Origin of the sequence: Chlamydia psittaci 6BC, from assembly GCF_000204255.1 — a bacterium.
GTDB lineage: Bacteria > Chlamydiota > Chlamydiia > Chlamydiales > Chlamydiaceae > Chlamydia > Chlamydia psittaci.
In genome coordinates, this window is sequence record NC_017287.1 from 1 (window position 1) to 26,546 (window position 26,546).

The window sequence follows — 26,546 nt, forward strand, 5'->3', positions numbered from 1 at the left end:
TATATAAATACTCTATCTTTTTCAGAAGTTGTGGAAAGTGTTGAAGGAATGTAAAAATGAGCTCATTAGCGTTGAGTCGACGACCTCGTAGAAATAGAAGAACTGAGGCAATTCGTGATTTGGTATCTGAAACTTCTTTATTACCTCAGGATTTCATCTGTCCTTTTTTTGTTAAGGAAGGAAAAAACATACGTGAGGAAATAGAAAGTCTTACAGGTGTGTATAGATGGAGTATAGATCTTCTTTTAAAAGAGATCGAAAGGTTGTGTTCTTTGGGGTTAAGAGCTGTGATTCTTTTTCCCGTCATTCCGAGTCATCTTAAAGATGCTTACGGTTCATACTCTTCTAATCCTAAAAATATTCTATGTAAGAGCATCTATGAAGTAAAAAAAGCTTTTCCTAACTTGTGTGTAATCAGCGACATTGCTTTAGATCCTTATACCACTCATGGTCATGACGGTATTATTGATCGTGGGGAAGTATTGAATGATGAGAGCGTGCGTATATTCGGTAACATAGCTACGTTGCATGCTGAGATGGGCGCTGATGTTGTAGCTCCGAGTGATATGATGGACGGCAGGGTAGCTCATATCCGCTCGAAGTTAGATCAAGCAGGATGGACTCAAACCTTAATTCTCTCTTATAGCGTTAAGTATGCTTCTGCTTTGTATAATCCTTTTCGAGATGCTTTAGGATCTCATTTGCAATCAGGAGATAAACGCAATTATCAGATGAATCCTAAAAATGTTTTAGAAGCTTTACTAGAGTGTTCTTTAGATGAGCAAGAGGGCGCTGATATGCTCATGATAAAACCCGCAGGATTATATCTTGATGTGTTGCATCGAGTGAAAAATAGTACAACATTACCCTTAGCAGCCTATCAAGTCAGTGGTGAATATGCTATGATAGCAGCAGCTTCTACTATGGGGTGGTTGGATAGAGAAAAGATAGTGTATGAATCTTTGATAGCGATAAAACGCGCAGGAGCCGACATGATCATTTCTTACGCAACTCCGTTAATTTTAGAAATGATAGCTTCTTCGAGAGTGTAAGTTCTTCGAAGAACTTTATTCTGTATCTGCGGTATTTTCTGGGTTTAATATCCCTGTTTCTTTTGCGTAATGCTTTAGAGCTTCTTTGATTATCGTGAGCATTTCTGTTTTTGATGGATCTATGAAGGTCGGAAGAGCAAAATCTTCAGGACACACTTCTAAGAACCCTAACATGCACGCTAATTCGAAGTTTTTGGTAATGACAGACTTAATTAAAGGTACAACAGGGATTTTCATCGCCATAACTTTATCATAAATTTCGGTATCTATGATGGGGCGTGTTTCTCCGTGGAGGTTGGTATCCGGATCCATGTAGGTGTGTTTTCTTTTTAAAAATCCGGAAAGATAGGTCCTTGTCAGTGTAGGTTTATTAATACCTAACCTTAGAAAGTTAAAAGCTTGCCGCTTTTGGGGATTAGGGATAACAGAGATAGTAGCATCTCTCATACCGAGACAAGGAAGATGTTCCTTGTCGCAAAGTCTTCCAGTTAAAGGATCTCCAGAAATTAGAGATACCTGATCAGATGCGATCTCATCTAAGGGAAGTAAGCTTTGGAAATCAGCACCTCTAGTAGTAATCACATAGCGTCTTAACGAAGGTTTTAAACCCGATCCAGCTAGGGCTACTACCTGCTCATTGAGAATTCTTCCTTTTAAGAATAAGTGTCCTATAGCTAAGACTTCCTGGAAAGATATGGTGAAAACCACGTCCTTTTCACTAGTAATAGGTGCTATGTAGTGAATGTGTGTAGAGGGAGACCCAGAAGGATAAGGCCCTGTGATTTTATGTAAATGTGCGATGGATTTTAAGTCTTTTTCAGGAATCGCTAGTCTATCAGTAGAAATAATATGTGGGCATAAACCAAAAAGTTTGGCTATAGCTCGAACTCCTACATTGAAAACGTAAAATCCTTCTTCTCTGGAAGAAAAGACGGAAAGATGTTTTTCTGTAGATGGAGTGAAAGGACGGTTATCAGCTAAGTTGATGAAGACATCCCTAGGATGATGCGTAGGTAAGGCTGGAATATCAAAGGGACGTTGTTTAAAAAGCGCGAATAGCCCTTCTTTTTTAAAGATTTCTAACAGTTCTTGTCGTGATAATTTGGATAAATCGTAAGAGTATTCTGTTAGATTTTGCCCTGGGTTTTTTTTGATAACTACATCTAAAAGAGACCGCTTATCTCCTCTACGTATTTCTTGTACAGTTCCAGAAACGGGAGATGTAATAAACACTCCCGGGAAGTTTTTATATTCCGCAACCGGTGATCCTGAAGAAATAGCCTGACCCTGTTCTACCTTAAGCTTTAAAGTTAAGGCAGAATATGGGCGCAGGTCTACAGAAACTAGAGCAGGGTCGATTCTTTTTAAAAACCCAGACTCTTTAGGAGACCCTTGCAAAGATAGATCTAAACCCCGAGTAATCGCAATTTTCATACTTTAGGGATTATAGGCGTTTTTATAAGGGAATCCAGTTTTTTTTCTTATTTTTTTTAGATGAAGTAGTTTTTGTTTTATTACTAGAATTAGGTTGGGGAGTTTCTCCTCCTAATTCCTTGGTAACTTCATTAATCAGAGCTTCTGTTTCTTTTTTATACTCGTTACATGAAGACCGGATGTTTTCTAACGCTAACCATTCTTCTGGAGAGAAGTTATCTGGGTTATTAGCAAACACTTCCATTTGTTCTCTAGTCATCCCTGTTTGTTGAAGGATTTCCTGAGAACGTTTGTCTAGCTCTTGGATTTTTTCTTGGGTTTTTTCCATCAAATATTCGTAATCTACTTCAGAGTCAGAAGATAAAGCTGCACCGAAGGAAGGATCGAAGTCTATATTATAAAGAGTAAGTATTTGTTTTATAGAATCTATTATTTTTTGCGCAGAGTTACTATTCATTAATACACCATGGATTTTAATTTATTATAAAATAAATATTATTATTTTTGTGTTGTGATATTGCTCTTTTTTATAGTTAAGCGTATATTTCCCGTTAAAAACGGGAGACATCGTGGACTATCTAGAAAAGTTGCAAGTCTTAATAGACGAAGAGCAACCCTCAAGTTTCTTTAATTTGTGGGAAGAATATTGTTTTAACGATGTGGTGAGAGGGGCCGAGCTTGTTCAGATCTTAGAGAAGGTAAAACACTCATCTTTAGCCCCTTTGTTTGGCAAGATATCAGACTCTGTCCTTCCTTTATGGGAGAGAATACCTGAGGGAAAAGAAAAAGATCAGGTTCTTAGATTGGTTTTGGATATACAAAACACTAACGCTAAGCCGTTTTATGATGCTGCTATTGATTATGTAAATAGGAAGTATCATGGTAGGGAAAATTTTAATGAGGCTTTAAGAGTAGTTGGTCTTCGTGATGGTCGCGAGTTTCAGTATAGTTTAAGCCGTTTTGACTTCTTAATGCACTTGAATGAGGGAAATTTCGTCTTTCATTCTGGGGGATGGGGAGTTGGAGAGGTCATGAGTGTTTCCTTTCTTCAACAAAAGGTTCTCATTGAGTTTGAAGGGGTTATGATGGCTAAGGATATCTCCTTTGAAACGGCCTTTAAAAGTTTGATTCCTTTAGATAAAGATCATTTTCTATCACGAAGATTTGGAGATCCGGATGGTTTTGAGGCTTATGCTAAAGATCATCCTTCCGAGGTTATAGAAATTCTACTTAAGGATTTAGGTCCAAAAACAGCGAAAGAGATCAAGGATGAACTTGTAGATTTAGTTATTCCCGAGGCGGACTGGAATCGTTGGTGGCAAGCAACTAAGAGTAAAATTAAGAAAAACACTCGTATTGTAGCCCCTAAAACCATAAAAGATCCTTATAGATACAATCCTGGAGGGGATTCTTTAATTTCTCAGTTAGAAACTCGACTTTCTCAAATCGAAGAGACTCAGGGAAAGATTATAGAGATTTATCAATTCATTAGAGATTTGCATAGTGAATTAAAGAAACCTGAAAACAGGGAAATCATACTCAATGTTTTACAAACACTTCCTATAGAAGATAACCAATCTTTAGAAATCCAAAGGGATTTGTTACTTTCTGATTTTTTAGGTGAAAAATCTAATAAGTTAGACAGTAAATATATAGCTTCGCTTTCTGAAGAAGGGATTATCTCCATAGTCAATGCCATTTCTATAGCAGCCTTACAGAAAGCTTTCTTAATGTTAATAAAGAAGCATTTTCCAGTTTGGGAAAATGTCTTTATGAAGATCTTTTTCTCGACAACGTTTCCAGCTCTTAGAGAACTGAGTTTTAAAGTGTTAAAAGGAGAGGAGTCGTGTTGCCAGAAGATTAAGGAAAAGCTTCTTGGGTTTATAGAGCATCCTATGATGTACCCAGAGGTTTTTGTCTGGTTTTTCTTAAAGTTTGGTTCGCACGATGATGGTCTTTTTGATCCAAATGATAAAGAAATCGAAAGATTGTTTTTAGAAGCTGCTATGGTGTTTATGTATCATATTGCTTCAACGCCTCAGAAAGAGTTGGGCAAAAAGATTTACAACTTCCTTGTGAGTGACCGTTACTTAGTTATTCGTAATATGATCGAGGGAGCTCCTTTGTCTTATTTGAAAGAGATTTTGTTGCTCTCTACAAAATGCAGTCAATTTTCCTCTAGTGATCTTAGTGTTTTACAAAGCGTTGCTGAGGTTGTACAACCTGATTTGAAGAAAAACACTGTGGCTGTGGAAGAAGATATTCTTTGGACAACTCCAGAAAGCTTTACGAAAATGAAAAACAAGCTGCAATCTCTTGTGGATAAGGAAATGGTGGATAACGCCAAAGAAATAGAGGACGCAAGAGCTTTAGGGGACCTTAGGGAGAACTCTGAGTATAAATTTGCTTTGGAAAAACGAGCACGTTTACAAGAAGAAATCCGTGTGCTTTCTGAAGAGGTAAATCGAGCTAGAATATTAACTAAGGATATTGTTTTTACTGATACGGTAGGCGTCGGTTGTAAGGTTTCTTTAGAAGATGAACAGGGAAATCTTATTACATATTCCATCCTCGGTCCTTGGGACGCTGATCCTGACAACTATATTTTATCTTTAAAATCTAAGCTTGCTCAAGAAATGCTCAACAAGAGCGTTGGAGCTAGTCTACAGTTTCAAGGAAAGAAATATAAGATTAGCCGAATACAATCTATTTGGGATGCATAAAGGAAATGGAGTATAGCGGAATCGAACCGCTGACCTCAACAATGCCATTGTTGCGCTCTACCAATTGAGCTAATACCCCAAGTAGATAAAATTATCATGAGATAAGGTTTAGAATCAATCTTTGTTATAATACGAAGGAATTTCTTTGGTATGAGTTTTTTTAATCAATTACCCACGTTTGCTCCCGATTCTATTTTGGGTTTGCAAAAACTATTTTTAGAAGACGAGCGAGAGGATAAGGTCAACCTTGTTATAGGTTCTTATGAAGATCCTAACAAGGCTTATGGTGGCTTTTCGAGTGTCCGTAAGGCACAATTTTTATTATTAGAAAACGAGATGAATAAGGGGTACTTACCTATTAGTGGGTTGTTGTCTTTTAATCAACAAATGGAGAGTCTTGTTTTTGGCGATGATGTAAATCCTAGTTTTGTTGTTGGCGCCCAAGCCCTTGGAGGAACGGGAGCCCTGCATTTAGGCGCGAAGATTTTTTCCATGACCAATCCTTCTGGTGCAGTATACATTCCCGAACAGACGTGGGGAAACCATTTGAGAATATTCGCTCAACAAGGTTTAGATGTTCTAAAATACCCTTACTATAGTTCAGCAAGTAAAACACTAGTTTTTGATGAGATGATGTCTGTATTACAATCAGCTCCCAAGAACTCTTTAGTGCTTTTGCAATGTTGTTGTCATAATCCTACAGGAATGGATCTTAATGAGAACATGTGGACACGTCTTGCAGAGCTGATGAAAGAACGCCAGCTGCTGCCTTTTTTTGATACGGCGTATTTAGGGTTTGGTTCGGGTATCGAAAAAGATAGAAAACCTATAAAGATTTTTATAGATTCAGGGCACACTGTATTTGTAGCTGCATGCGCAAGTAAGAATTTTTCTCTTTATGGGGAGCGTGTAGGCTATTTTGCTGCATACAGTAGGGTCACTGATGATTTAGATAAGATTTCCAGCTGTCTCGAAGAAAAAATACGAGGAGAATATTCTTCGCCTCCTAGACATGGAGCTAAAATTGTTTCTACAATTTTATCAGATGCTTCTTTGAAAACAGAATGGTTGGCAGAATTAGAAACGATTCGTTGTTCTTTAGAGAAAACACGAATTCGATTTGTTCAGGCTATGCGCAATCATATTGGTCATTCTTTTGACTTTATCCTCTCTCAGAAAGGATTTTTTGGTTACCCAGGATTTTCTTTAGAACAAGTCTTATTTTTAAGATTAGAAAAAGGCATCTACACAACAAGTGGAGCCAGGTTTAATCTCAACGGGATCACCGATAATAACATCGATCATGTAGTTCAGAGTTTTGCTGAGGCATATCAACAAGCTTAGTGTGCCGAGTTTTCTATAACATGATTCTCCTTTTTTGATTAAAAATCCTCATAACGATAGCGCAGATAACTATCTGCGCGTATTTTTAATTAATTGCACATTGAAGTTTTCCTTATGTTTTGTTTTATCTGCGAATATCATAAAACGATAAGTTAAGCACAGAACAGCTACATAAACTCAATAGGGTTTCAGGTAGAGTCTGTGGGGAATGAATCTTGTGTTGAAACGAAAACATGAAGAAATATGCGAGAGATTAAAAATCCGGAAGAACATCATTCTGCAATAAAAACAACAGGATCTGTGTTTTACCGTCGACATAGAAAGAACAGAGTATATGTCTACGTGGTGATAGCATTGAGTATTACTTTGTTGTGGAGTTTGCCAAAACCGTTTTATGAAAATATCCAAAAACGTTTCGTGGTTTGGTATTCGCGTGTTTTTATGAATCACGCTGAGGTTTCTTCCACAAGTTGTTCTATCCAAGATACTGAGAACATCATCTTAAAAGATCGCATTGCTATTTTAGAAGAGCGTTTACAAGCTTATGAGGTTGCTTATCATACGCCCCCTTTGTTTCCAGAGATTCTATCGCCTTATTTTCGTAAGTTAATAACGAGTCGTGTGATTTACCGAGATCCCTCCCATTGGGGAAGTTCTTGTTGGGTAGATGTAGGTAGTGAACATAACATACAAAAAAACTCCTCAGTGCTTTCTGGGAAGGTGCTGATCGGTCTTGTAGATTATGTTGGAGAAAAGCAGTCCCGAATACGTTTGATTACTGATGTAGGTATGCAACCTTCAGTGATCGCTGTTCGCGGAGGAATACAAGCATGGTTAGTAAAAGATCGGATTCAAGATCTTAGTAAGCAAATAGAACGCCTTTCTGATGCTTACATTCTAGAAAAAGATAAATATGAAAAAATCTATCAGCTAGACGAGCTCAACATATCTATACAATGCGGTGATGAAAATACCTTACTTTTGCGAGGTACATTATCAGGAAAAGGCGGTCCTTTGTGGAAAGATGAAACTCTAACTTTACATGGGGAAGGATTTTGTTTTTCTGATGGTAAGGGTTTGCGTGTTGGGGATCTTTTAGTTACAACTGGACTAGATGGTGTCTTCCCCCCAGGATTATTAGTTGCTGAAATTACTAAAGTGTGTCTACCCCGAGAGGGCGCATGCTCCTATAAAATAGAGGCTAAATCACTTGCTGCAGATTTAATGAATCTCTCTTCTGTTTTGATTCTTCCTGCTATGGAATTTAACCCTAATGATAGACCGGATATTTTTGGTCTATTGTGGGATTAAATGTTTTGTAGTTTGGTAAGCACAAAAAGCCGTTTCCTTCAGAATCGATACCTCGAATAAATACAAATCCCATTTCTACGTCACTGGTAATATCAAATTGTTGCAAAAAGCGTTTTGCTGCATGGATGTAAATGGCACCTTGATAATCCAGGTTATGCTCTTTGATGTAAGCAAAGAGATTTTCTTGAGAATATTTTGAGGTAGTTTCTCCTAAGAAGGATGTTTTCCAATCTATAATGTAATACTTGCCATTATACTCGAAAAATAGGTCAATTGCTCCCTGCCACAACTGTTCTTTATTAGAAAAGAGAAAGGCTTCTTCACTAAGTATTTTGTCAGGGCAGACATCTTTTAAGGCAAAGGATGCGGAGGTAAAAGATAGCGGTGAAGAAATAGTTGAGAAAAGCTTTTGTGCGATCATTTCTTCATACCCCTCTAAATGAGTGTTTTTCACGAAGTGTGAGACTGTAGTTAAGATTTTAGAAATGGGAATTTTAAAATTTGGAGATATATTCTCTAGGATTTTATGAATGATAATACCCGTTTTTCTTCCTTTAGGAAGTGCTGAAGAGATCGAAGGGTTCTCAATGTCACTATCTACAAGCACTTCGTTATCTAACATCGTTTTTACAGAGGAGAAAGAGAAAATCTGTTTTGTAGGATAGGGCGATAACACAAAAGTTGAAGGTGGGGTAAGGTTATAAATAGGCTCAGTGGATGGATCCTGTCTGTGTGTGGTTGATAAAGAAAATAAGGAGGGATGCTCTTTGGATAAATTTTGGGCGAGATCGAGGATAGATGCATACGATCCCTCCTGCTTTACATAGTTTGTAAGAGCGGTATTGCGTCTTGAATTTAAAGAAGTTTGGAAAGGGATAAAGAGTTGTTTTTTAGCTCGAGTACACGCTACGTACATTTCTCTTATCCATTCTGAAGAACTTTTATTTTTTTTTGATTTATCTAGTCCTGGGCAAAAAACAACATCATATTCCAATCCCTTAGATGCGTGAATTGTAGTGATTTTTAGGATTTCTGTGTCTTCGGAATAAGATGAAAACGACAGGTTTTCTTCCCAACGTCCTGTCTCTGAGAAATATTGCAAATAGAGAAGTTGGTGTTGAGGTTGTGAAGAAAGCGTTCCTAAGTATGCACAAAGCCTTTCCATTTCTTGGAAAGTCAGGTCTCCTTGAGGAGTTTTGAGTAAAGCTTCTCCATGAAGAGTCATGAAATGATAAAATGTAGCCAAAAGCCCATGATCAAAAATATAACTGCGTAGAGAGAAAAAATAAGAGGAGTAGTGTTCTTTTTTCTCTAGAATATCGGTGAGGTCATGTCGAAATAGGCTACTCAGTAAAACCCTTTGTATTTTTTCATAGTTTTCTGGATAGAGGATAGCCTCTAGCCAAGCTATGGTTAATAGATATGTTTCAGTAAGATGAAATATCGATTTATTTTTAGAAAATGATACAGGAATACTGCAGTGGGTTATTAAATCGAATGCTTGAGCCGAATCCGATACTAAAATTGCCATGCGTCCAAAAGAGATTCCATGAGTAGCTTGTAAATGTGAAGCTGTTTGAGATATCCACGCAGCTTGGTCAAGAACATTGTCATAAGAAAATAAGTGAATAGGCGCATGTTGGGAGTTATCAAAATACTCTGAACTCTGTGGGGTTAAGGAATGATATTCTATAGGTTCATAACCAGGAATTTCTAGAAAAGGAGAACATTTACAGAAGAGAATATTGATGGCCTGCATCAACTGTGGTGTAGAACGGTAGTTGTTGATAAGATGCAGCTGTGACGTTTTAGGAAATGTAGATTTTGCTTTTAAATAGGTAACGAGATCAGCATTTCTCCATTCATAAATCGATTGTTTGGGATCACCTATTAGAAATAGGGATCCAGAGAAATCATTGTGAGCAAATAGTTTTGCAAAAATATTCCATTGTTTCCTATCCGTATCTTGAAATTCATCGATTAATATGAGCTGGAATCGCTTTCTTAGGGATTTTATCACTTCTTCAGCTTGAGAAGAGCGCAGCAGCTCTTCTAGTGTGACAATGCTTTCATCTGGAGATAGCCACCAAGTGTAGTGGTTTTTTAAATACAATTGTAAGTCGTGAAGCAAGGTGTTGAAAATACTGTCTACATTGCAAAATTGCTCGGTATCTTGAAACCATGATGTTTCTTCTATATAGCTAAAAGCGTGACAAGGTTGATAACGTGCTAAACGATTTTTGGGATGGAAAGTTTCTGCTATCTTAGAAAAAGAAAGCAGGCGCACTGATGTTTCTGAAGCATACAAATGATCTACAAAGGATAGAAGGTCCTCAGTTATAGAGAAAGGCTGTTTTTTGAAACTCTCCGTATATTTAAGAGCTTGTTCTAAGAAGTTTTCTTTAGGGATATCTTTGATTTTAGATCGAATAGAGCTATGCCAAGTGTTTAACAAGGATGTGGTGGTGCTTTTAGATGGTAGGTGATCAAAAGTCTGGACTGTGTAACTTGAAAGTAACTTATCTGTCAAAAAAGATGTGTGTTTGGAATTAGAGTTATACCGTGCCGCAAGTAAGTAAAATTGTTCAGGAAATAAGACGTTCTCCCAAAGATCTTGGGATAAATACTTACGAATATGATGTAAAACCGTTTGTGAGTGCGTAAGAGCCGAGTTTTTTTGCGAGATTTGCATTTCTGGAAAATGCTGTTGCAAAACGTAATTACAAAACCCGTGGATGGTAAAAATTGCCATACGATCTATCGAAGCTAAAGCATTACGCACCTGCATGTAAAGCTGCTTTACATCACAGGGAGGGGATAAGTAAGGAGGCAAAGGGTGCTCGGGGTTTGTAATGGCAGATTTTAACTGTGATGCAGCTTGTTTGAGGTTCTCTTGAATCCTAAGTTTTAACTCATTAGTAGCGGCATTCGTAAATGTTACAACAAGAATATTTTCAACATGGGAAACAGAACCTTCTAAAAGAGCACGTAAAACAATTTGTTCGATGGTAAATGTCTTTCCAGTACCCGCAGAAGCTTCTAGAAAATATTTCCCTTGGATAGATGTTTCAGGATGAAAAATATCAAACGGTTTCATGCGTACCCTTAAACAAAGAAAGAATCTGTAGACGTTGTTCTTCACTTACTGTGAACTGTTCTTTATAGTCTCGGTTATGAAATTTCCAAAAAGTCGATAAAGAGGGATTATTAGCATCAGCTTCGATAGCTGTACGTATAGCTTCATGAAACTTCTCAGAATTGTCTAAAAACTTCCAACAATCAGAAGAAATTAAAGGAATCGGAAAATCTCTCATCATTTGGTACACACGAAGAACCTGGTGCAGATAATCGTCAGGATTAGAAAAAGGAAGAGGAAGATCTTCAAAAACATCTTGAGAAAGGATGTTTCTGATAACAGCGTCTTCTGAAAGCACGCCAGATTTTTGTAACATTGCTATAGCAATGTAAGCCTTTAAGTAATTTTTCATGTCAGAAGAGTTCTCTAAAATAGATTTTGTTTTCCTTACAGTTTTTCTTGTCTTAGCTGTAGGGTCAATGGAACAGAGATATATACCTTTAGAGAATACTCCAGAAAAATTCCCGTGTAGATAAAGCTCAGAGTTATTCAAAGTTATTGCAACAGGTGAGAGAACCTTATCTTGATCCGCAAGATGATCATGAAATAATAATGAAGAAAAAAGCACAGTATATGGTGCTGTAAGGGCATTTAAGCGAACATTGTTCAGCCATTGGGATATTAGATCGTCGTAGTAAGTAAAAATGTCCTTAGAAAAGGAAGATAGGTAATTATACGTGCTATCTTCAGATGTGTTAGAGAGGTGATTTTCCCAAAACAGCATGATTTGTTTTTTTGTAGGAAACAGCTTCTCTCTAGATTCTAGTACAGTAGGAGATCTTAGAGAAATCTGGTAATTAGACTGTAAGAAGAAGTCTAAAGGTGAGAAAATTGCTTTTATAATTTGAGAAACAGATACATGGTCGGGAAGGTCTGGCGTCGTATCTGGAGTGTGAAATAAAGAAGGTAGGGGGTCTTTCTTAGAACAAAATGCTTGCGCTAACTTGTAGTGATGCTCTTGAGAGGTGTGTACAAGGGTTGTTTTGGCAAATAACGAAGGTGTATACGCTTTTGTAGGCAGATGAGAAACAGGTAGCTGTAGAGCCTCTTGAAGATAATTAATATAAGCACTGGGTAACGCAGGATTGTGCGCAGAAGATAGATAACTAATATGAAGTTCATGTTTAGTAGAAACTATCGTCTGAAGGAAATGAAAGTTTTCTTCATCTTCTGAAGATGAAAACACCAGTTCTTCTTCAGTTGAGGCATCAACGAGATCTAGTAAATCAATGGCCTGTTTTCGCTTATTTGCTCCGAGAATAAACGTGTAGCCTTTAGGTAGAAGACTTAAATCTCCCAATGTTCCGACATAAGGGCCAGGCTTATCATAAACGGGGCTATTCGCACAAAAGCGAGAGAAGAAATCCAAACAAAAGTCTGTAAAGAAATTCAAAGAACATTCTGACGAAGAAAAGGTGGGGAAGAGAGCATTTCTAAGAGATGTTATAAAAGATAACTCTTCTGGAGATAGGATAAAGATAGATTCCAAGAAAGAGAGAATGTGATTACAGTGTTCTTCGTAAGATTTGATAGGGTTCGACGCATAAAGATTTAAGAATTTTTGTAGATCGTACAGTAGAGGAAGAATGCGCTCCCAGAGTTCTACCTGACTTACTTTACCACACTCTTCAACAAAGGGATAGGCATTCAGAATGTTATCCCCCAGATGTTGTAAATGTGTTCCATCCCCTTTATACAGTTTTTCCCACTCACTGGAGAGTTTCTTCAAAAGATAGGGAGTTTTACTCGGATCTATAGGATTTTGTAGTTGGGGGTGTGTAAGAAGTTGTAATAGACGGTATAGATTTCCCTGCGTCTGTAAAATGGATGATAAGAGTAAGAGTTTTTCCTTTAAGTCTTCCGCGTGTGAAGAGGTGTTATTGCAGAAGTATAGAGGTAGATGAGGGGAAAACACTGCTTTTAAATACACCTCATAGATTTCTAGTTGAGAAGATAAAATAAAAATTTCTTCTGGGCGTACACCTTGATGCAATAACGTAGAGATTTTTGAGAACGCTTCTTGTACCTCCCTAGATGGACTTAAGGCTTTGCTAATAGTTATAGTTTGCTTTTTGTCTACAATGTTTTCATGAGAATTTGGTTTTAAGTGCAATAGGTTACTTTGCACAACTCCTAAAGATGTCGTTTCTTGAGGAGGAATGAAAACCTCGGAATAATGTATTTCCTTGTCTAAAAAGAAATTTTGAGATGCTTGCGATTTGTGAGAAAGATTGGCAAGCAATGCTTGCCTATCCGCTAAAACATAGTGTTGCCAAGCGTCTCTGTTGGGTTGATCTATAAGTTGACGCCATAAGAAATCAATTGATTTGTCTGATAATAAATCACCAAAATATTCGCGACTTGGTGAAAAACAGTAAAAATATACAGGGAAAAAATAACTCAACTCCGTAAAAAAAGTCGCAAAATGCTTTGGTAAATGAGAATAACCAAAGATGTGTAAGGAACGGTTTTGTTTTTTAGCTTTTATAGAAGATAGTATGGAAGCGAACACCTTCCCCATAGGCGTAAAGTGCTTCTCTAACTGAGAAAAAAGATCTTTATGATAACGACTATTTTCTGAAGGTGCTTGCGAGAATGTATAGAATTTTTTAAAAATAGATGCCAGATGCTTTGTTGAGCTATAAGAAGGCTCCGAAAGAAAAGATGTGTTTTGTAAAATATCAGGAGTTGCTTCGGAAGTCTTTAGTAGATCGTATATAAATAGAGGAAGTGTTATATAGTCAGGAATTAAAGGTTTTTCATGACAAACTTCAGTGAATAAATGTTTGACAAGGGAGTCAGAAGAAGAGAAAATAGTCGACCCCATAAAAACGTGGTTACTCGTAGCATTAGTAAGTTCTCTACGTAGCCAGTGCCCTATTTCTGTATTGGCAACAAGAATCCACCTTTTAGTAAATGGCTGTTGATAAGTAGAAAATAGATCTTCTGCAAGTTTAGCTAATAGATGAATGGGGGAGTTGCTAAAAATTGCCTGACTATGTTTGGTCGCATTCATGGATATATCAATACAGAAAAAATCTTTTCGTGCCTTAGTAATAACGCATTTTCTTACGATACTAAATGATAATCTTTACAAGTTTCTTTTAGTCTTTTTTCTGCTTGAAGGAAAAAGTTTAACAGAGAATGCAAAGATACTATCTTACGTAAGTTTGTGTTTCGCTTTACCGTTTCTTTTGCTAGCACCTTTGGCAGGAAGTTTATCAGATAGATATCAGAAACGAAACATTATCTTAGCCACACGTCTTATTGAAATTGTTTGTACTTCACTGGGCTTATACTTTTTCTATATCCATTCTGTCGTCGGCGGGTATGTAGTTTTGATCCTCATGGCTAGTCATACGGCTATTTTTGGTCCTGCAAAGATGGGGATTCTCCCAGAGATGTTACCTCTAGATTATTTATCTAGAGCTAATGGAATCATGACCGCAGTAACTTATACTGGAAGTATCTTAGGATCTTGTTTTGCTCCTTTACTTGTCGATCTTACAAAGAACCTTCCAATTAACTGCTATGTTCTTTCAACGTCGTTTTGCGTGGTTTCTTCGATCGTAAGTACTTTTGTTTCCTTAGGCATACGTTCAAGTAACTTTAAAAATCGTAGTCAAAAAATTACTTATGCTAGCTTTAAAGATCTCTGGGAAATCTTTAAAGATACACGTCATGTACATTACCTAACCCTCTCTATTTTCTTAGTCGCTCTTTTTCTTCTGGTTGGAGCTTATGTACAAGTCGAAATCATTCCTTTTGTAGAGTTTACTTTAGGTTATCCTAAGCATTACGGAGGTTATCTATTTCCTATTGTAGCTTTGGGCGTTGGAGTGGGTTCCTATATTACAGGATGGATTTCAGGAAAAGATATTAAGTTGGGGTATGTGCCTGTCATGACCTTAGGGTTAGGCTTTGCCTTTATGGGACTTTATGCTGTTTCCTGTTCTTTAGTTGGGGTGATGTTCTTCCTATTACTGTTAGGATTCTTAGGTGGGGTATATCAAGTTCCTCTACACGCCTATATACAATATGCAAGTCCTGAACATAAGCGCGGGCAAATTCTTGCAGCAAATAATTTCTTGGATTTTGTCGGTGTATTAATCGCAGCAGCAGTTGTCAGGATTTTGGGATCCGGATTGAGTTTGCCACCAGAGACGAGCTTCCTATACATGGGAATCCTCATTTTCTGCCTCGGCTTGTGGATTCTATGGATTTGGAAAGAGTTGGTATATCGTTTAGTACTCAGTGCTGTATTAACAAAACAACTAGGAAGTTATCTTAAGCTTCCAAAATCACTCATACCTGTTTGCTATTTGGTGCCCACCCACTCTTATCGAGAAGTCCGGCGTGTATTAGCCATGCTACCAAAAACTGTACGCACGACTGTGGTGATACTAGATCAAAAACTACAACCTGGTTGGACAACTAGATTAATTTCGTACTGTGTTCCTACAGTCATATGCGATCTTCATGAAACAAGCGATCGAAGTATGAAAGAGGCTTGGGCAGTTTTGCAAGCTAAACGCTTACACATGTTGTTGAAAAAGCAACCGGATTTGTGTGTGATATGTCTAGGTAAAGAAGAGAATATTGAAATATTTTCTAAGGTGGTGTTGGAACAGGGAATTAGTATGAGAACTATTCATTTGGTATCCAAGAAAGCATCTTACCGAAGAAATAGGTATAGTCTATCCTTGAACCAAGCCGATGAAACTTAGTCCAAGGAAAATATTTAGCACACCCTAGTGTAGACAGCAGCAGCTGGCAGCTTCTTCCTTCTCTTTCTGTACTTCACATAGATGCATACGGCGGAAAGGCTTGTTTCCTCTACAAGGGGAAAAGGAGCGAATCCGAGGTGCTTGAGAACACTCTTGAGAACAACATCCTTTTGTTGAATGGATACAATCCTTACAACAAATGAATAAATTATTACAGTCTGTATTCGCACAGTTGTAGTAGGTGTCACAGGGAGTCTCACAATGTGAGCACGAGGCGATAGGAGCAACGTCGGTATCTGCTTCATCAATAGGTACAGCTAAACGATCATCAAATACGAATAGCTTGCCTCGCCATTTACCTGTGCCTACAGCCTGACCATAAGCGATCACACCACCATCCAGTTGATACACTTCTTTAAAACCTTTTTCTAAAAGGAGGGAAGAGTACAGCTCACAACGTATTCCACCAGTACAATACATCATCACAGGGGTGGTAGCTGGGTCGTGTTCCTTAGACAACCGTTCAGCATAATCAGGAAATTCCCGAAAAGTCCGAATGTCTGGAAGAACAGCATTTTCAAAATGCCCTATCTTCCATTCGTAATTATTTCTTACATCTAAAACTAGACAGCGATTCTCCTCGAGCTTCTCATGCCACTCTTGAGGAGAAATATGCTTCCCTTGATTAGACAAATCTACGTCGCAACCAAGAGCTACAAGCTCTTTGCGATATTTTACAGTTACACGAGGGAAAATATTTTCTTCAATGTGATGGATTTTAAATTTTACATTTGAAAATCCAGGACGCTGTCTTAGCCAGTTCATGTAGTACTCTGCATCGGGTTGATAACCGCTAAACTGGCCATTAATCCCTTGTTCAGATATGTAGATACGACAAGAAACATCTAAATTTTTAAATAGTTTCTTGTGCAACGCAATTTCCTGTTGAGGATTATCTACACGAGTCAAATAATAATAAGCTAAAGCGTAATAATTCTTTTTCATGAGAAATACCCTAGCATATTCTCGGAAATAATTCCATTGTAGAAAATTAGGATTGGAACTAAAATGCTCTTTGGTATTTTGTCAAGTGGATGAGTAATCGTTTTCTTTATTAGCGAGGAAAATCTTCCAGGTTATACCGAAAGCAGTGCCGCTACCTTTGTCTAAAACAGGCCAGGGAGGCGTGAATAATTTCTAAGGACTAAATAAAGGACTAAAATACATGGCTCGATATTGTGGCCCTAAAAATAGAATAGCAAGGCGTTTTGGAGCGAATATTTTTGGAAGAAGCCGAAACCCTCTGCTCAAAAAGCCCCATCCTCCAGGTCAGCACGGTATGCAGAGAAAGAAAAAGTCTGACTACGGTCTTCAGCTAGAGGAAAAGCAAAAGCTAAAAGCTTGTTATGGCATGATCCTAGAAAAGCAACTAGTTAAAGCTTTCAAGGAAGTTGTCAACAAGCAGGGCAGCGTCACCAAGATGTTCTTAGAAAGATTTGAGTGCCGTCTTGACAATATGGTGTATCGCATGGGGTTTGCAAAAACTATTTTTGCAGCTCAACAATTGGTTGCTCATGGTCATGTATTGGTGAATGGGAAAAAAGTCGATAGAAGATCTTTCTTCCTACGTCCTGGTATGCAAGTTTCTTTAAAAGAAAAATCAAGAAAGTTACAGTCGGTTAAAGAGTCTTTGGAAAATAAAGATGAAAGTTCTTTCCCTTCCTACATCTCTGTAGATAAAAGCAATTTTAAGGGCGAACTTTTAGTTTCTCCAGAGCAAGATCAAATAGAGGCTCAACTTCCTCTACCTGTAGATGTTTCTGTTGTTTGTGAGTTCCTATCTCATAGAACATAAAAGAAAGTTTCTTTCTTCCAAAAAGAGAGGCGTCAACTATCTTTTATAGTTGGCGCTTTTGATTTTTTATTTCTGAAAGCTTTTCAACTGCCGAATTTCCTTTGTCCATAAGTCTGGACCTCCAGGAGTCTCTAAATATTTGGGAATCATCCGTGTTTGTTCGTCAGTCATAAGAAATTTAAAACTTTCCATCCCTATATCTCCTTCTCCAAGGGGCGCGTGACGATCCTTGTGTTTCCCCAGAGGAAACATGGAGTCATTAAGATGAAAGGCTCTTAAATATGACAAGCCTATCGCATCATCAAAATTTTTGAGCACTTGCTTCCAAGACTCTGGAGAGGTAATATCATAACCAGAAGCAAAGATATGACAAGTATCTATGCAAACTCCTACCGGGATTTTATGCTTAAGTTTGTCTATGAGGTAACCAAGTTCTTCAAAAGTACTGCCGACAAGTGTACCTTGTCCTGCAGTAGTTTCCAAAAGAACAACAAGAGGCGGGGAGTCTTCGAATAGAGGCTCAACCAAGGAAAAACTTGAAACAATCCTGTCTAAGCAAGCTTCTTTAGTGTCATTGACAGCTGCTCCTGGGTGGAAGTTAACAAAGGTAATTCCTAAAGATAGACAATCTTGGATCTCTTGCTGTATGCAAATGCGGCTTTTTTCTAGGATTTCTGGATTAGGAGCCCCAGGATTAATTAAATAGCCAGCGTGGCTCATAATATAAGATAGAGAAGTCTCTTCAAGAGCTGTTTTGAACGAATTTATTAAACCATCATTGAGAGGGCGTCTACGCCACTGTCTTTGATTGGCTGTAAACATTTGAACGGTGGAAGCCCCAATTTCATGCCCTTCGTAAATGGCGTTTTGAAGTCCTCCTGCGGTGGATGTATGCGCACCTAATAAAGGGACTTGGGGAGGCGGAAATACCTGCATTTTAATGCTCCAAAAATCTCTATCTGCTATGGATAAATTAAGTATTAAGGGAGTAAGACTTTTTAATGAATAAAAAAGACGGCCAGGGATCAGTAGCCAGCTCACTTTTTAATTTATTGTCAGGAACCTTTTTTAGTCGTGTAACAGGAATGTTACGCGAAATTGTGATGGCAGCGTATTTTGGAGCAGATCCTTTAGTGGCAGCTTTCTGGTTGGCATTCAGAACGATTTTCTTTTTAAGAAAAATCCTCGGAGGACCCATTTTAGGACTGGCTTTTATTCCCCACTTTGAATTTCTACGAGCACAAGATACAAGCCGTGCCGCATTTTTCTTTAAGAGTTTCTCTCGATTTTTCTGTTATAACGCTTGCGCTTTCACATTAATTATAGAAATCGGCTTAGGGATATGGCTGTATCATGCCCAAGGGAACCTTGCCGATGCCTTACTGTTAACTATGATTCTTCTGCCATCAGGGATCTTCCTGATGATGTATACAGTAAATTCTGCCTTACTTCATTGTGAAAAAAGATTTCTCAGTGTGGGTTTAGCTCCTGCTGTTGTCAATGTTCTGTGGATTCTTACTGTATTTCTCGCAAGACATAGTGATCCAAGACAACGGATTATAGGACTATCTGTCGTTCTTGTTATCGGGTTTGTTTTAGAGTGGTCTGTCACCCTACCTGGCGTGAATAAGTTTCTGGGGACAGCAACAACCCCACCTAAGGAACGTGATAGTATAAAAGCTTTGATTGCGCCATTGTCTTTGGGATTACTGTCCATGGGTGTGTTTCAGATCAATCTTTTAACCGATATGTGTTTAGCACGCTATATACATGAAGTCGGTCCGTTATACTTAATGTACTCGATACGCATCCAGCAACTGCCTGTACATTTGTTTGGTCTTGGAGTCTTTACTGTGCTCTTGCCTGCCATCTCTCGTTGTGTTCAAGAAGATAATAATGAAGAAGGCTACGAACTTATGAAGTTTGCTTTGAACCTGACTGTATCTGTGATGGTCATCATGACTGTAGGTTTGTTGCTTCTTGCTCTTCCTGGCGTGCGTGTGTTGTATGAACACGGTTTGTTCCCAACAAGTGCTGTTCACGCAATTGTGCAAGTTTTACGTGGCTATAGCGGGAGTATCATTCCTATGGCTCTCATACCGCTGATCTCTGTACTCTTTTATGCACGTCGTCATTACACCATACCCTTAGTCATAGGTATCTTTGCTGCTATAGCAAACATGGTGCTCAATGTGATTTTTGGTTGTTGGTTGATAAAACACGTTTCAGGCCTAGCCTACGCCACATCTCTTGTTTCCTGGGTTCAGTTATACTTCCTCTGGCAATGTGCATCAAAAAAACATCCTGCATATTCAGGTTTAATGTGGATTACTTTTAAACGTTCTATAAAGGTTGTTGGTGTCACGAGTTTAGCCTTCATCGTTACCCTAGGGACTAATATTCTTACACATACTACTTATGTGGTTTTCCTTGAGCCCTACACACCACTAGCCTGGTCGTTATCATCTTTTGTAGCGCAAAGCGCTGCTTTTTTCTCTGAAAGTGTCATTTTCTTGGCTTTTTTGTTTGGTTTTGCAAAACTGCTTCGAGTAGAAGATCTTGTAAACTTAACATCTTTTCAATATTGGAAAGGACGCCGAGGCTCTTTGCATAGCTCTTCCGTTGTGCAAGATAGTCAAAATTAGCGAGTTGTTTCCTCCTTTCTTATTAGCAACTGTTTCGTTAGGGTTGTCCAAGTAACCATTTTTTCGATCTTCTTACATTGAATAATTAAATCGACGCTAAGGAAACTATGAAAAAATATATTTATCCATGGTTGGTGTGCCTGACCCTATCGACAGTAGTGTCTCAAGGGTTTGCAAATACACCTTCTAGCATGCAAAGCAAGAACAATTCTCAAACATTTATTAGTTTAGAAGATGTGAAGGCATATTTAGATACTCGAGGTTTCGTAGAAACAAGAAAACGAGGAGGAGTCTTAAGATTAGCCGGAGATGTGCGTGCTAAGTGGATCCATGCTAGGGAAGATATAAAAACACCTCCTGCTCAACCAGATAAGTATAAGCCCTTGCCAGTAAACCGCTATCGTAGCGAATTTAAACTTTATGTGGATTACAACGCCGATAAAACATGGCTAACATCAGAAATGAGTTGGGCAGCAATTGCAGGGGGAGAATCTTCAGCTGCCGGTATGGATATAGACAGAGCATTCTTGGGGTACCGTTTCTATCGAGATTCTCAAACTCGTACCGACGTCTTCATGGAAATCGGACGTTCTTCTTTAGGTAGTATTTTTGAATCAGAAGTACAATTTAATAGTAACTTTGATGGTGTCCATCTTTATGCAGCACGACGCTTAAGCGAACGCTTTCCTTATAATGTGATTATTCATGGCGGACCCTTCGTGGTCAATATGTCGAAAAAACATTATGCCTGGGTTGTTGAAGGAATTGTAAATAAACTTCCTGGGAACTTCTCGGTAAAGTGTAGTGTTATAGATTGGAACTCCTTCTCTCCTGCAGAAGCTCCAGACCCTGCAAAAACATCAGTAGGATCTGTCGCTACAAATCTGAAATATAAGTACTGCGTCTGGCAATGGTTAGTAGGAAAATACTCCGATTTACCTTGGTTCCGCGGAAAGACAAAACCTTTGTATGTTTATGGAGCCTATTTAATAAATACATTAGCAAAAGCGACTGCAACAACCTTAAATGAAAAGCAAAACAAAGCTTGGTTTGTTGGAGGAACTGTCGGAAGGTTAAGAAAAGCTGGAGATTGGTCAGCAACTATACGTTATGAATATGTCGAAGCTTTAGCAGTTCCTGAAATCGATGTATCTGGTATCGGCCGAGGAAATCAGCTGAAGTATTGGTTTGCTCAAGCAATAGCTGGAAATTACGATCCTAAAGAAGCTAATGGATTTACGAATTATAAAGGTGCTTCTTATCTCTTTATGTATGGAATCACAGATTCTTTATCTTTCAGAGCTTATGGGGCTTACTCCAAACCGGCAGATAACCGCCTAGGGAGTGACTTCACCTATAGGAAATTCGATCTTGGGTTAATTTCCGCATTTTAATCAGATTTTTAATAAAATCTTTAAAAAGAGCTCATATCTAATTAAAAGATGTGAGCTTTTTTTTTATCTTTTATAATAAAGAAAAGATTTTATAAGTTTTTTGTTATTATGGTTAATCCTGTTGGTCCTATAGACGAATCTAAAAACATTGCTCCTGCAGACTTATCTACTTTAGGTATGCAGGCTAGCGCAGCAAACCGCAGCTCAGAAGCTGAATCCATAGCCGGAGTCGAAGGTAAAAACGGATCGTCACATCCTTCAGTAAATACTTTGGGACGACTGAGTTTTCTATCTTCAGCAAGAAATGCTTTAGTCAACTTTTTTAATAAGATTTCTGCTTTGTTCACAGGAAAGTCTGTGCCTCAGGATTTTGATGAGGCCAAGACTCAGGCGACGAATGCCGAGAATGCTCTGAAATCAGCAACAACCTATGAACAGTTTAAGACAGCACTACAACAACTCCAAGATGCTGTCAAATACATGGAAAAATTAGCCTCAACTGACGAACAAAAAGCCGAGGCAGCATCATATACAAAAGCACTAGCAGATAAACAGCCCATTATTGATACAATCAATAAGCTCGGGGGGATTCTTGAAGAAAACCAAAAGCTTTTAGATGCAATAAAGACCACTTCATCTATCGATCAGGTTACAGGAGCTGCTGGACAGGTAGAAGCTAACAAAGCTGCTGCGGCAGCTCTTATTGAAGAGTTGCAGAAATTAGGTATTACAGGAGAGAACTACCCCCTAGTAAAGGATACGGAAACTAAAATTAACACATCCTCAGAAGAAATCACTAAATTAGCAGACGCTATAATGGCAGCTCATAGTGCTGGGAAAAACAGTATTACCGCTGTCGGTCAAGCCCAAGCGAATAATAGTCCTTCAAACATAGAAGCCTCTAAAAACATAATAACGGATGCAAAATCTGCGATAGATGCTGCTCTTGATTTGGCTCCAAATTCTCCGATAGTTAAAGCTGCTCAGAAAGAACAACAAAAGGCAGCGGCGGATATCGAAAAAATTAAACCTAGTGGTGGTGGTGACATTCCTATCGGTGGACCTGGAGCGCCTGGTAGTGTGGGAACTTCTCAGAACCGTGGTACTACCTTAGGGGAAGTTAGGGTATCGATGTTACTTGCTGATGTTGACAACGAGACAGCAGCGATCATCATGCAAGGTTTTAGAAACATGATTGATAACTTCCACGCCCAAAATCCTGATTTTACAGCACCATTAGAAGAAGTTTTAGCTCAAGTAACAGATTTAACAACCCAAGTAAACCCTGCGGACGCAGAAGCTACAACACAACTACAAGAAATACAACAAGCTTTACAAGAAGCTCTCCAAGGTGCTTCAGGACAAGAAGGTTTGACGAATGCTCTAGGTGCTATAACAACAGCGGCTTCGATTTCTACAGGAGCTCCTATAGCATCTGCAAATCAGGGTGGTTCAGCTGTAAAGCAGCTTTACAAAACCAGTTCGGCATCTGCTAGCTCTAAATCTTACGCAGATTCACTATCTGCCGGTTATGGAGCTTACCAATCTCTAAATGATGTATATTCACGTAGCAGCGCTGCTAACCGTGAAGTTTTAGATCGTACTTCTACGCCAGCATTAACGCAAACAGTGTCTAGAACAGAAACGCAACCTCGTGACAACGACTCTGCTGCACAAAGGTTCGCAAGAACGATAGCTGGCAATAGCCATACTCTTGGAGATGTTTATGCTTCTGTAAGCGCATTACAGACATTGCTAGGTGTATTACAAAGTAATCCACAAGCAAATGAAGAGGAGATTAAGCAAAAGCTTACGTCCGCAATCACGAAAGCTCCACAATCAGGTTATCCTTATGTCCAGCTTTCTAATGATGCGACGCAGAAGTTTATTACAAAACTTGAGGATGAGTTTACTAGAGGATCTAAAAGACTTGCAGAAGCAAAAGAAGCTGCATTTGAGAGACAGCCTCTGTTTATCCAGCAAGTACTAGTCAACATAGCCTCGCTGTTCTCCGGATACCTACAGTAAAATAGTATTTTCTAAGAACAATGATTTCCTCAAAAGCCTGTTCTGTATTGTTCAGAGCAGGTTTTTTTATGCTTAGATGAGGTCAGGTAAAAGTCTTTTAATTTGATTATGAGAAGATAGGAAGATATCAAAAAGAATGTATGGGAAAAAAGGGAACTTCAGAAGAAGTTCCCTAATGCAATAAGTTATCTAATTAGGGTAAATTTCACCTACGAGTTTGGAAAGGATCTGGTTAAGCACTTGCATCGATGTCGAGACCAACGTCCATTCTTGTTGTACGTTAGTCATCTGATTTTGCAGGTTTAACTGTTGTGTCTGTCCTTGAGTAGTGTAGTTTTGTTGGTCAGATTGAATCTGAGTGAATAAAGGTCCTAATCCTCCGGTAGGTGTACCGTGAGGGAACCCATTGGAAATAAAACCTTCTAAGCTAGCTAGAGTTGGGATCCAGTCTTTAGGACCTTCTATTTTAAAAACGGTTTTTCTGTACGCATTATCCTTGTCTTTCTGAGGTGTAATGTGAAGATTGGATAAGAGCGCGTTCAAAACATTCAGTTGATTAAATGTAATGGACAGTGAGTACATGTAGTTTGAGGTTGCATCAAGCATCTCCGATTGTTGAGATGAAGAAATTCCTGGGAGTTTTTTGATCTTATCAAGTAAACCGTTCACAAATGCTTGAGCCCGTCGACAACGATCTGTGTCCCGAGCAATGTATTCTTTTTCCCTAGATAAGGCTAAGCAAGTTTCAAAATAGTCCCCGCAAAATAAATCTTTGCCTTCTTTACTTTGGATGAGATAGGAGGAAAGGTTGTAGTAAACAGAAGTCGTAGAAAAGTGGTTAGTGATTTTTAAGAGATCATTAATCGCATTTGCAGCAAGGTTATTAAAATTAATTTCTTCGATTAAAGGGTTTAAGAACGCAGATTGCTTGGGCAATTGAGAGTTTAATATAAGATAAATAAAGGCAGAACCCAAGCTCTCAGAATTTAACCAGCTTTCAACAGCTACTTTGCGTTCGTCAGTGAAACTCGCATTTGCGGGGTTTAAATCGGTGTATTTTTTTTCTAAATCCGTGATTTGTTGTTGGAGTTCTTTTATATGTGCATCAGCTGCTGTTTTAAAGCCTTGTAATACTGTGGTTGCTTGGTCCGAGAAGCCGTTTGTATTACTAGTAATGGGTTTTAATTCTTTCTGGGCAAAATCATCGAATTTTGGAATTTGATAACCACCGTTGTCTTGAATATAGTTAGTTAATGCATTGTTAGCTATTGTTGTAATTTGTTGACTAACTGTAGAGTAAAAAGGGTTATTCTTAATAGCCTCGGCTTTTTGTTTTAGGACAGTCTTGACTGTTACGTCACTAGTTACGGCATTATTTAAAGTGTATTCTGAAATTTCCTGAAAAGAGTCTATCTTTGCAATAAATTGAGTAACTTTAGTTTCATTTCCTATAGTAAGATCGAGATATTTAGGAACATAGGTATTAAAAATCTGTTTTTCTTCATCTTTTAGATTTGCCTGCATTTGGGATAGACTATTCAGGCCCGCGCTAGCCTCCATGGCTCCTGTTATAATCTCAGATGTATATTCTTTGGCTCCAGTAATAGTTTTAGAGCCATTTACCCAGGATGTAAAGCAACTTTCCGCTTGTTGGAATGTTGCTAATTGATTTTCTAAAGTCTGTTTTTCATTTTCTATGTCAGAACGAACTGAAGTCAGATTTTGTACAGCAGTTTGATATGCGGCTGTAATGCCCTCACGGTATATAGCAGCATCCCTAGGTTTTAAATATGTATCGAGAGTTGTTTTACTAGGAAGTTGCGATGCTGTATAAATAACTTGTAAATCTTGTTCTGTTAATGATTCTTTAGAGAGATAACCACTTAGAGCTAGTTGGGTTTTAATAACTTCTTCTTCCCCTCCAAGCGCAGGCTCCTTATTAACAGCATCTGTGAGACCGTTAAAAATAGCATGTAGCATTACCATGCCATTAACACTATTAACATTATCTTTATTAGGCTTAGGGACTGATACTGCCAGAGCTTTTATATTATTCATCATTGTGGAGGTTGCTCCACCAATGGTGGATCGGTAAGTCATGAGTTGCTTTTCAACGTGAGCATCAAAAAAGTCAGATGTAAATTCATTCTCGTATTCTTCAAGGGCTTTCTCAATTTCTTCTTCAGTTGCTCCTGCAGATGTGAGTTTTTCTGATAGGGCGTCTTTTCCTTTCTGAATTTCAGTAGCTTGTTCTTTTTTGATTTGGTTCAGGATTTCTTTCTTTTGAGGCTCATAGCAATTATTAAACACTCTTTTCTGCTCATCCAGACTTAAACTAGGTTTATCTTTCAGAGGTGTGATTAAGGCAATAGATAGAATAATGGAAGATATCTGTGCCAAATTAACTTCGGGAGTAGACTCGATGAACGTCTGTAAGCCATCAAGAATGAGCGGGACAAGAGTTACAGCTGTTGTACCTTGAATCCCGGCAATAGCTTCTGCAGTACTTTGGGCTGAACCTATGAGCTTTACTGAATGAGGTTTAGGCGCTATAGGAGGAGAGGGGAATATAGTATTGTTAGGGTTTAACAACATAGAAGCGTGGATATTTCCTGCTTCTATAATAGATGCTAAACGTTTTAAGGCGTACAATCCAGAATTTAATGTTTCTATGTCTATAGCAGGCTGAGCTTTAGGATTAAAATTAGAAAATTTGTGGTCTAATTTAATATTAAATAAACCATCACCTGAAACTGTTTTCGGTCTGTTTTGTATATAGAAAGAAGACATAGAAATTATTTTTATAATTTTTCTTTTTATTTTCTTATTTTAAAAACTTTTTTTCTATGCTACTTTTTGATTAAAAATTTTTATTCTTCCTATAACATTGTTATTTT

Annotated in this window: 16 protein-coding genes and 1 tRNA gene; 9 read left to right on the plus strand and 8 right to left on the minus strand. The window is 38.2% G+C overall.

Translation table 11 applies throughout. The features are described from left to right. The first annotated feature begins 56 nt into the window (after positions 1 to 56). Positions 57 to 1,052 carry a porphobilinogen synthase gene (hemB, locus tag G5O_RS05140; protein WP_006342675.1) on the plus strand — a complete coding sequence of 332 codons (996 nt, stop codon included), beginning with the start codon at positions 57 to 59 and terminating at the stop codon, positions 1,050 to 1,052. Between the two features lie 15 nt (positions 1,053 to 1,067). On the opposite strand, the gene G5O_RS05145 is transcribed toward hemB, so the two are convergent. Then, on the minus strand, positions 1,068 to 2,486 hold the full coding sequence (locus tag G5O_RS05145) for a Na(+)-translocating NADH-quinone reductase subunit A (protein ID WP_006342676.1): 1,419 nt from the start codon (positions 2,484 to 2,486) through the stop codon (positions 1,068 to 1,070). Between the two features lie 22 nt (positions 2,487 to 2,508). Further along, entirely contained in the window at positions 2,509 to 2,943 is a 435-nt protein-coding gene (locus G5O_RS05150; protein ID WP_006342677.1) for a hypothetical protein, read from the minus strand. A 112-nt stretch (positions 2,944 to 3,055) separates the two neighbouring features. On the opposite strand from G5O_RS05150, the gene G5O_RS05155 reads away from it, so the two are divergent. Further along, positions 3,056 to 5,209, plus strand: a complete 2,154-nt coding sequence (locus G5O_RS05155) for a GreA/GreB family elongation factor (protein ID WP_013747310.1) — start codon at positions 3,056 to 3,058, stop codon at positions 5,207 to 5,209. 6 nt (positions 5,210 to 5,215) lie between these two features. On the opposite strand, the gene G5O_RS05160 is transcribed toward G5O_RS05155, so the two are convergent. Further along, a tRNA-Ala gene (locus G5O_RS05160) sits at positions 5,216 to 5,288 on the minus strand. A gap of 71 nt (positions 5,289 to 5,359) precedes the next feature. Between G5O_RS05160 and G5O_RS05165 the strand changes: the two genes are divergently transcribed. Further along, on the plus strand, positions 5,360 to 6,553 hold the full coding sequence (locus G5O_RS05165; RefSeq protein WP_006342679.1) for an amino acid aminotransferase: 1,194 nt from the start codon (positions 5,360 to 5,362) through the stop codon (positions 6,551 to 6,553). 243 nt (positions 6,554 to 6,796) lie between these two features. Further along, positions 6,797 to 7,864, plus strand: a complete 1,068-nt coding sequence (locus G5O_RS05170) for a rod shape-determining protein MreC (RefSeq protein WP_006342680.1) — start codon at positions 6,797 to 6,799, stop codon at positions 7,862 to 7,864. On the opposite strand, the gene recB is transcribed toward G5O_RS05170, so the two are convergent. Further along, positions 7,824 to 10,961, minus strand: coding sequence for an exodeoxyribonuclease V subunit beta (gene recB, locus G5O_RS05175; protein ID WP_013462572.1), 3,138 nt, complete (start codon positions 10,959 to 10,961; stop codon positions 7,824 to 7,826). The genes G5O_RS05170 and recB overlap by 41 nt on opposite strands. Further along, the gene (locus G5O_RS05180; RefSeq protein ID WP_006342683.1) at positions 10,948 to 14,016 is read right to left on the minus strand and encodes an exodeoxyribonuclease V subunit gamma; all 3,069 of its coding nucleotides are present in this window, start codon (positions 14,014 to 14,016) and stop codon (positions 10,948 to 10,950) included. The genes recB and G5O_RS05180 overlap by 14 nt, the downstream gene beginning before the upstream one ends. On the opposite strand from G5O_RS05180, the gene G5O_RS05185 reads away from it, so the two are divergent. Next, positions 14,015 to 15,727, plus strand: coding sequence for an MFS transporter (locus G5O_RS05185; RefSeq protein WP_006342684.1), 1,713 nt, complete (start codon positions 14,015 to 14,017; stop codon positions 15,725 to 15,727). The genes G5O_RS05180 and G5O_RS05185 overlap by 2 nt on opposite strands. Positions 15,728 to 15,751: 24 nt before the next feature. Here the strand turns inward: G5O_RS05185 and trhO are convergent, their stop codons facing one another. Beyond that, positions 15,752 to 16,732 (minus strand): oxygen-dependent tRNA uridine(34) hydroxylase TrhO, encoded by a 981-nt coding sequence (gene trhO, locus G5O_RS05190; protein WP_006342685.1) that lies wholly within the window; start codon positions 16,730 to 16,732, stop codon positions 15,752 to 15,754. 220 nt (positions 16,733 to 16,952) lie between these two features. Between trhO and rpsD the strand changes: the two genes are divergently transcribed. Continuing rightward, a complete protein-coding gene (rpsD, locus tag G5O_RS05195; protein ID WP_006342686.1) occupies positions 16,953 to 17,582 on the plus strand; it encodes a 30S ribosomal protein S4 in 630 nt (209 codons plus the stop codon). A 66-nt stretch (positions 17,583 to 17,648) separates the two neighbouring features. On the opposite strand, the gene G5O_RS05200 is transcribed toward rpsD, so the two are convergent. Then, on the minus strand, positions 17,649 to 18,518 hold the full coding sequence (locus G5O_RS05200) for a deoxyribonuclease IV (RefSeq protein WP_013462573.1): 870 nt from the start codon (positions 18,516 to 18,518) through the stop codon (positions 17,649 to 17,651). A 65-nt stretch (positions 18,519 to 18,583) separates the two neighbouring features. On the opposite strand from G5O_RS05200, the gene G5O_RS05205 reads away from it, so the two are divergent. The 3 genes from G5O_RS05205 (at position 18,584) to G5O_RS05215 (ending at position 23,649) form a co-directional block, all read left to right on the plus strand. Then, complete coding sequence (locus G5O_RS05205; RefSeq protein ID WP_006342688.1) at positions 18,584 to 20,227, plus strand: lipid II flippase MurJ; 1,644 nt, start codon at positions 18,584 to 18,586, stop codon at positions 20,225 to 20,227. 107 nt (positions 20,228 to 20,334) lie between these two features. Next, positions 20,335 to 21,621 (plus strand): hypothetical protein, encoded by a 1,287-nt coding sequence (locus G5O_RS05210; RefSeq protein ID WP_006342689.1) that lies wholly within the window; start codon positions 20,335 to 20,337, stop codon positions 21,619 to 21,621. Between the two features lie 108 nt (positions 21,622 to 21,729). After that, a complete protein-coding gene (locus tag G5O_RS05215) occupies positions 21,730 to 23,649 on the plus strand; it encodes a hypothetical protein (RefSeq protein WP_006342690.1) in 1,920 nt (639 codons plus the stop codon). A 189-nt stretch (positions 23,650 to 23,838) separates the two neighbouring features. Here G5O_RS05215 and G5O_RS05220 read toward each other — a convergent pair whose 3' ends face one another. After that, positions 23,839 to 26,439, minus strand: coding sequence for a CT620/CT621 family type III secretion system effector (locus G5O_RS05220; protein ID WP_006342691.1), 2,601 nt, complete (start codon positions 26,437 to 26,439; stop codon positions 23,839 to 23,841). Positions 26,440 to 26,546: the final 107 nt, after the last annotated feature.

Bases quoted from the DNA above. Each gene is read 5' to 3' on its own strand.
- hemB (WP_006342675.1), top strand. From the start codon at position 57: ATGAGCTCATTAGCGTTGAGTCGACGACCTCGTAGAAATAGAAGAACT.
- G5O_RS05145 (WP_006342676.1), bottom strand. From the start codon at position 2,486: ATGAAAATTGCGATTACTCGGGGTTTAGATCTATCTTTGCAAGGGTCT.
- G5O_RS05150 (WP_006342677.1), bottom strand. From the start codon at position 2,943: ATGAATAGTAACTCTGCGCAAAAAATAATAGATTCTATAAAACAAATA.
- G5O_RS05165 (WP_006342679.1), top strand. From the start codon at position 5,360: ATGAGTTTTTTTAATCAATTACCCACGTTTGCTCCCGATTCTATTTTG.
- G5O_RS05170 (WP_006342680.1), top strand. From the start codon at position 6,797: ATGCGAGAGATTAAAAATCCGGAAGAACATCATTCTGCAATAAAAACA.
- recB (WP_013462572.1), bottom strand. From the start codon at position 10,961: ATGAAACCGTTTGATATTTTTCATCCTGAAACATCTATCCAAGGGAAA.
- G5O_RS05185 (WP_006342684.1), top strand. From the start codon at position 14,015: ATGGATATATCAATACAGAAAAAATCTTTTCGTGCCTTAGTAATAACG.
- G5O_RS05180 (WP_006342683.1), bottom strand. From the start codon at position 14,016: ATGAATGCGACCAAACATAGTCAGGCAATTTTTAGCAACTCCCCCATT.
- trhO (WP_006342685.1), bottom strand. From the start codon at position 16,732: ATGAAAAAGAATTATTACGCTTTAGCTTATTATTATTTGACTCGTGTA.
- rpsD (WP_006342686.1), top strand. From the start codon at position 16,953: ATGGCTCGATATTGTGGCCCTAAAAATAGAATAGCAAGGCGTTTTGGA.
- G5O_RS05200 (WP_013462573.1), bottom strand. From the start codon at position 18,518: ATGCAGGTATTTCCGCCTCCCCAAGTCCCTTTATTAGGTGCGCATACA.
- G5O_RS05205 (WP_006342688.1), top strand. From the start codon at position 18,584: ATGAATAAAAAAGACGGCCAGGGATCAGTAGCCAGCTCACTTTTTAAT.
- G5O_RS05210 (WP_006342689.1), top strand. From the start codon at position 20,335: ATGAAAAAATATATTTATCCATGGTTGGTGTGCCTGACCCTATCGACA.
- G5O_RS05215 (WP_006342690.1), top strand. From the start codon at position 21,730: ATGGTTAATCCTGTTGGTCCTATAGACGAATCTAAAAACATTGCTCCT.
- G5O_RS05220 (WP_006342691.1), bottom strand. From the start codon at position 26,439: ATGTCTTCTTTCTATATACAAAACAGACCGAAAACAGTTTCAGGTGAT.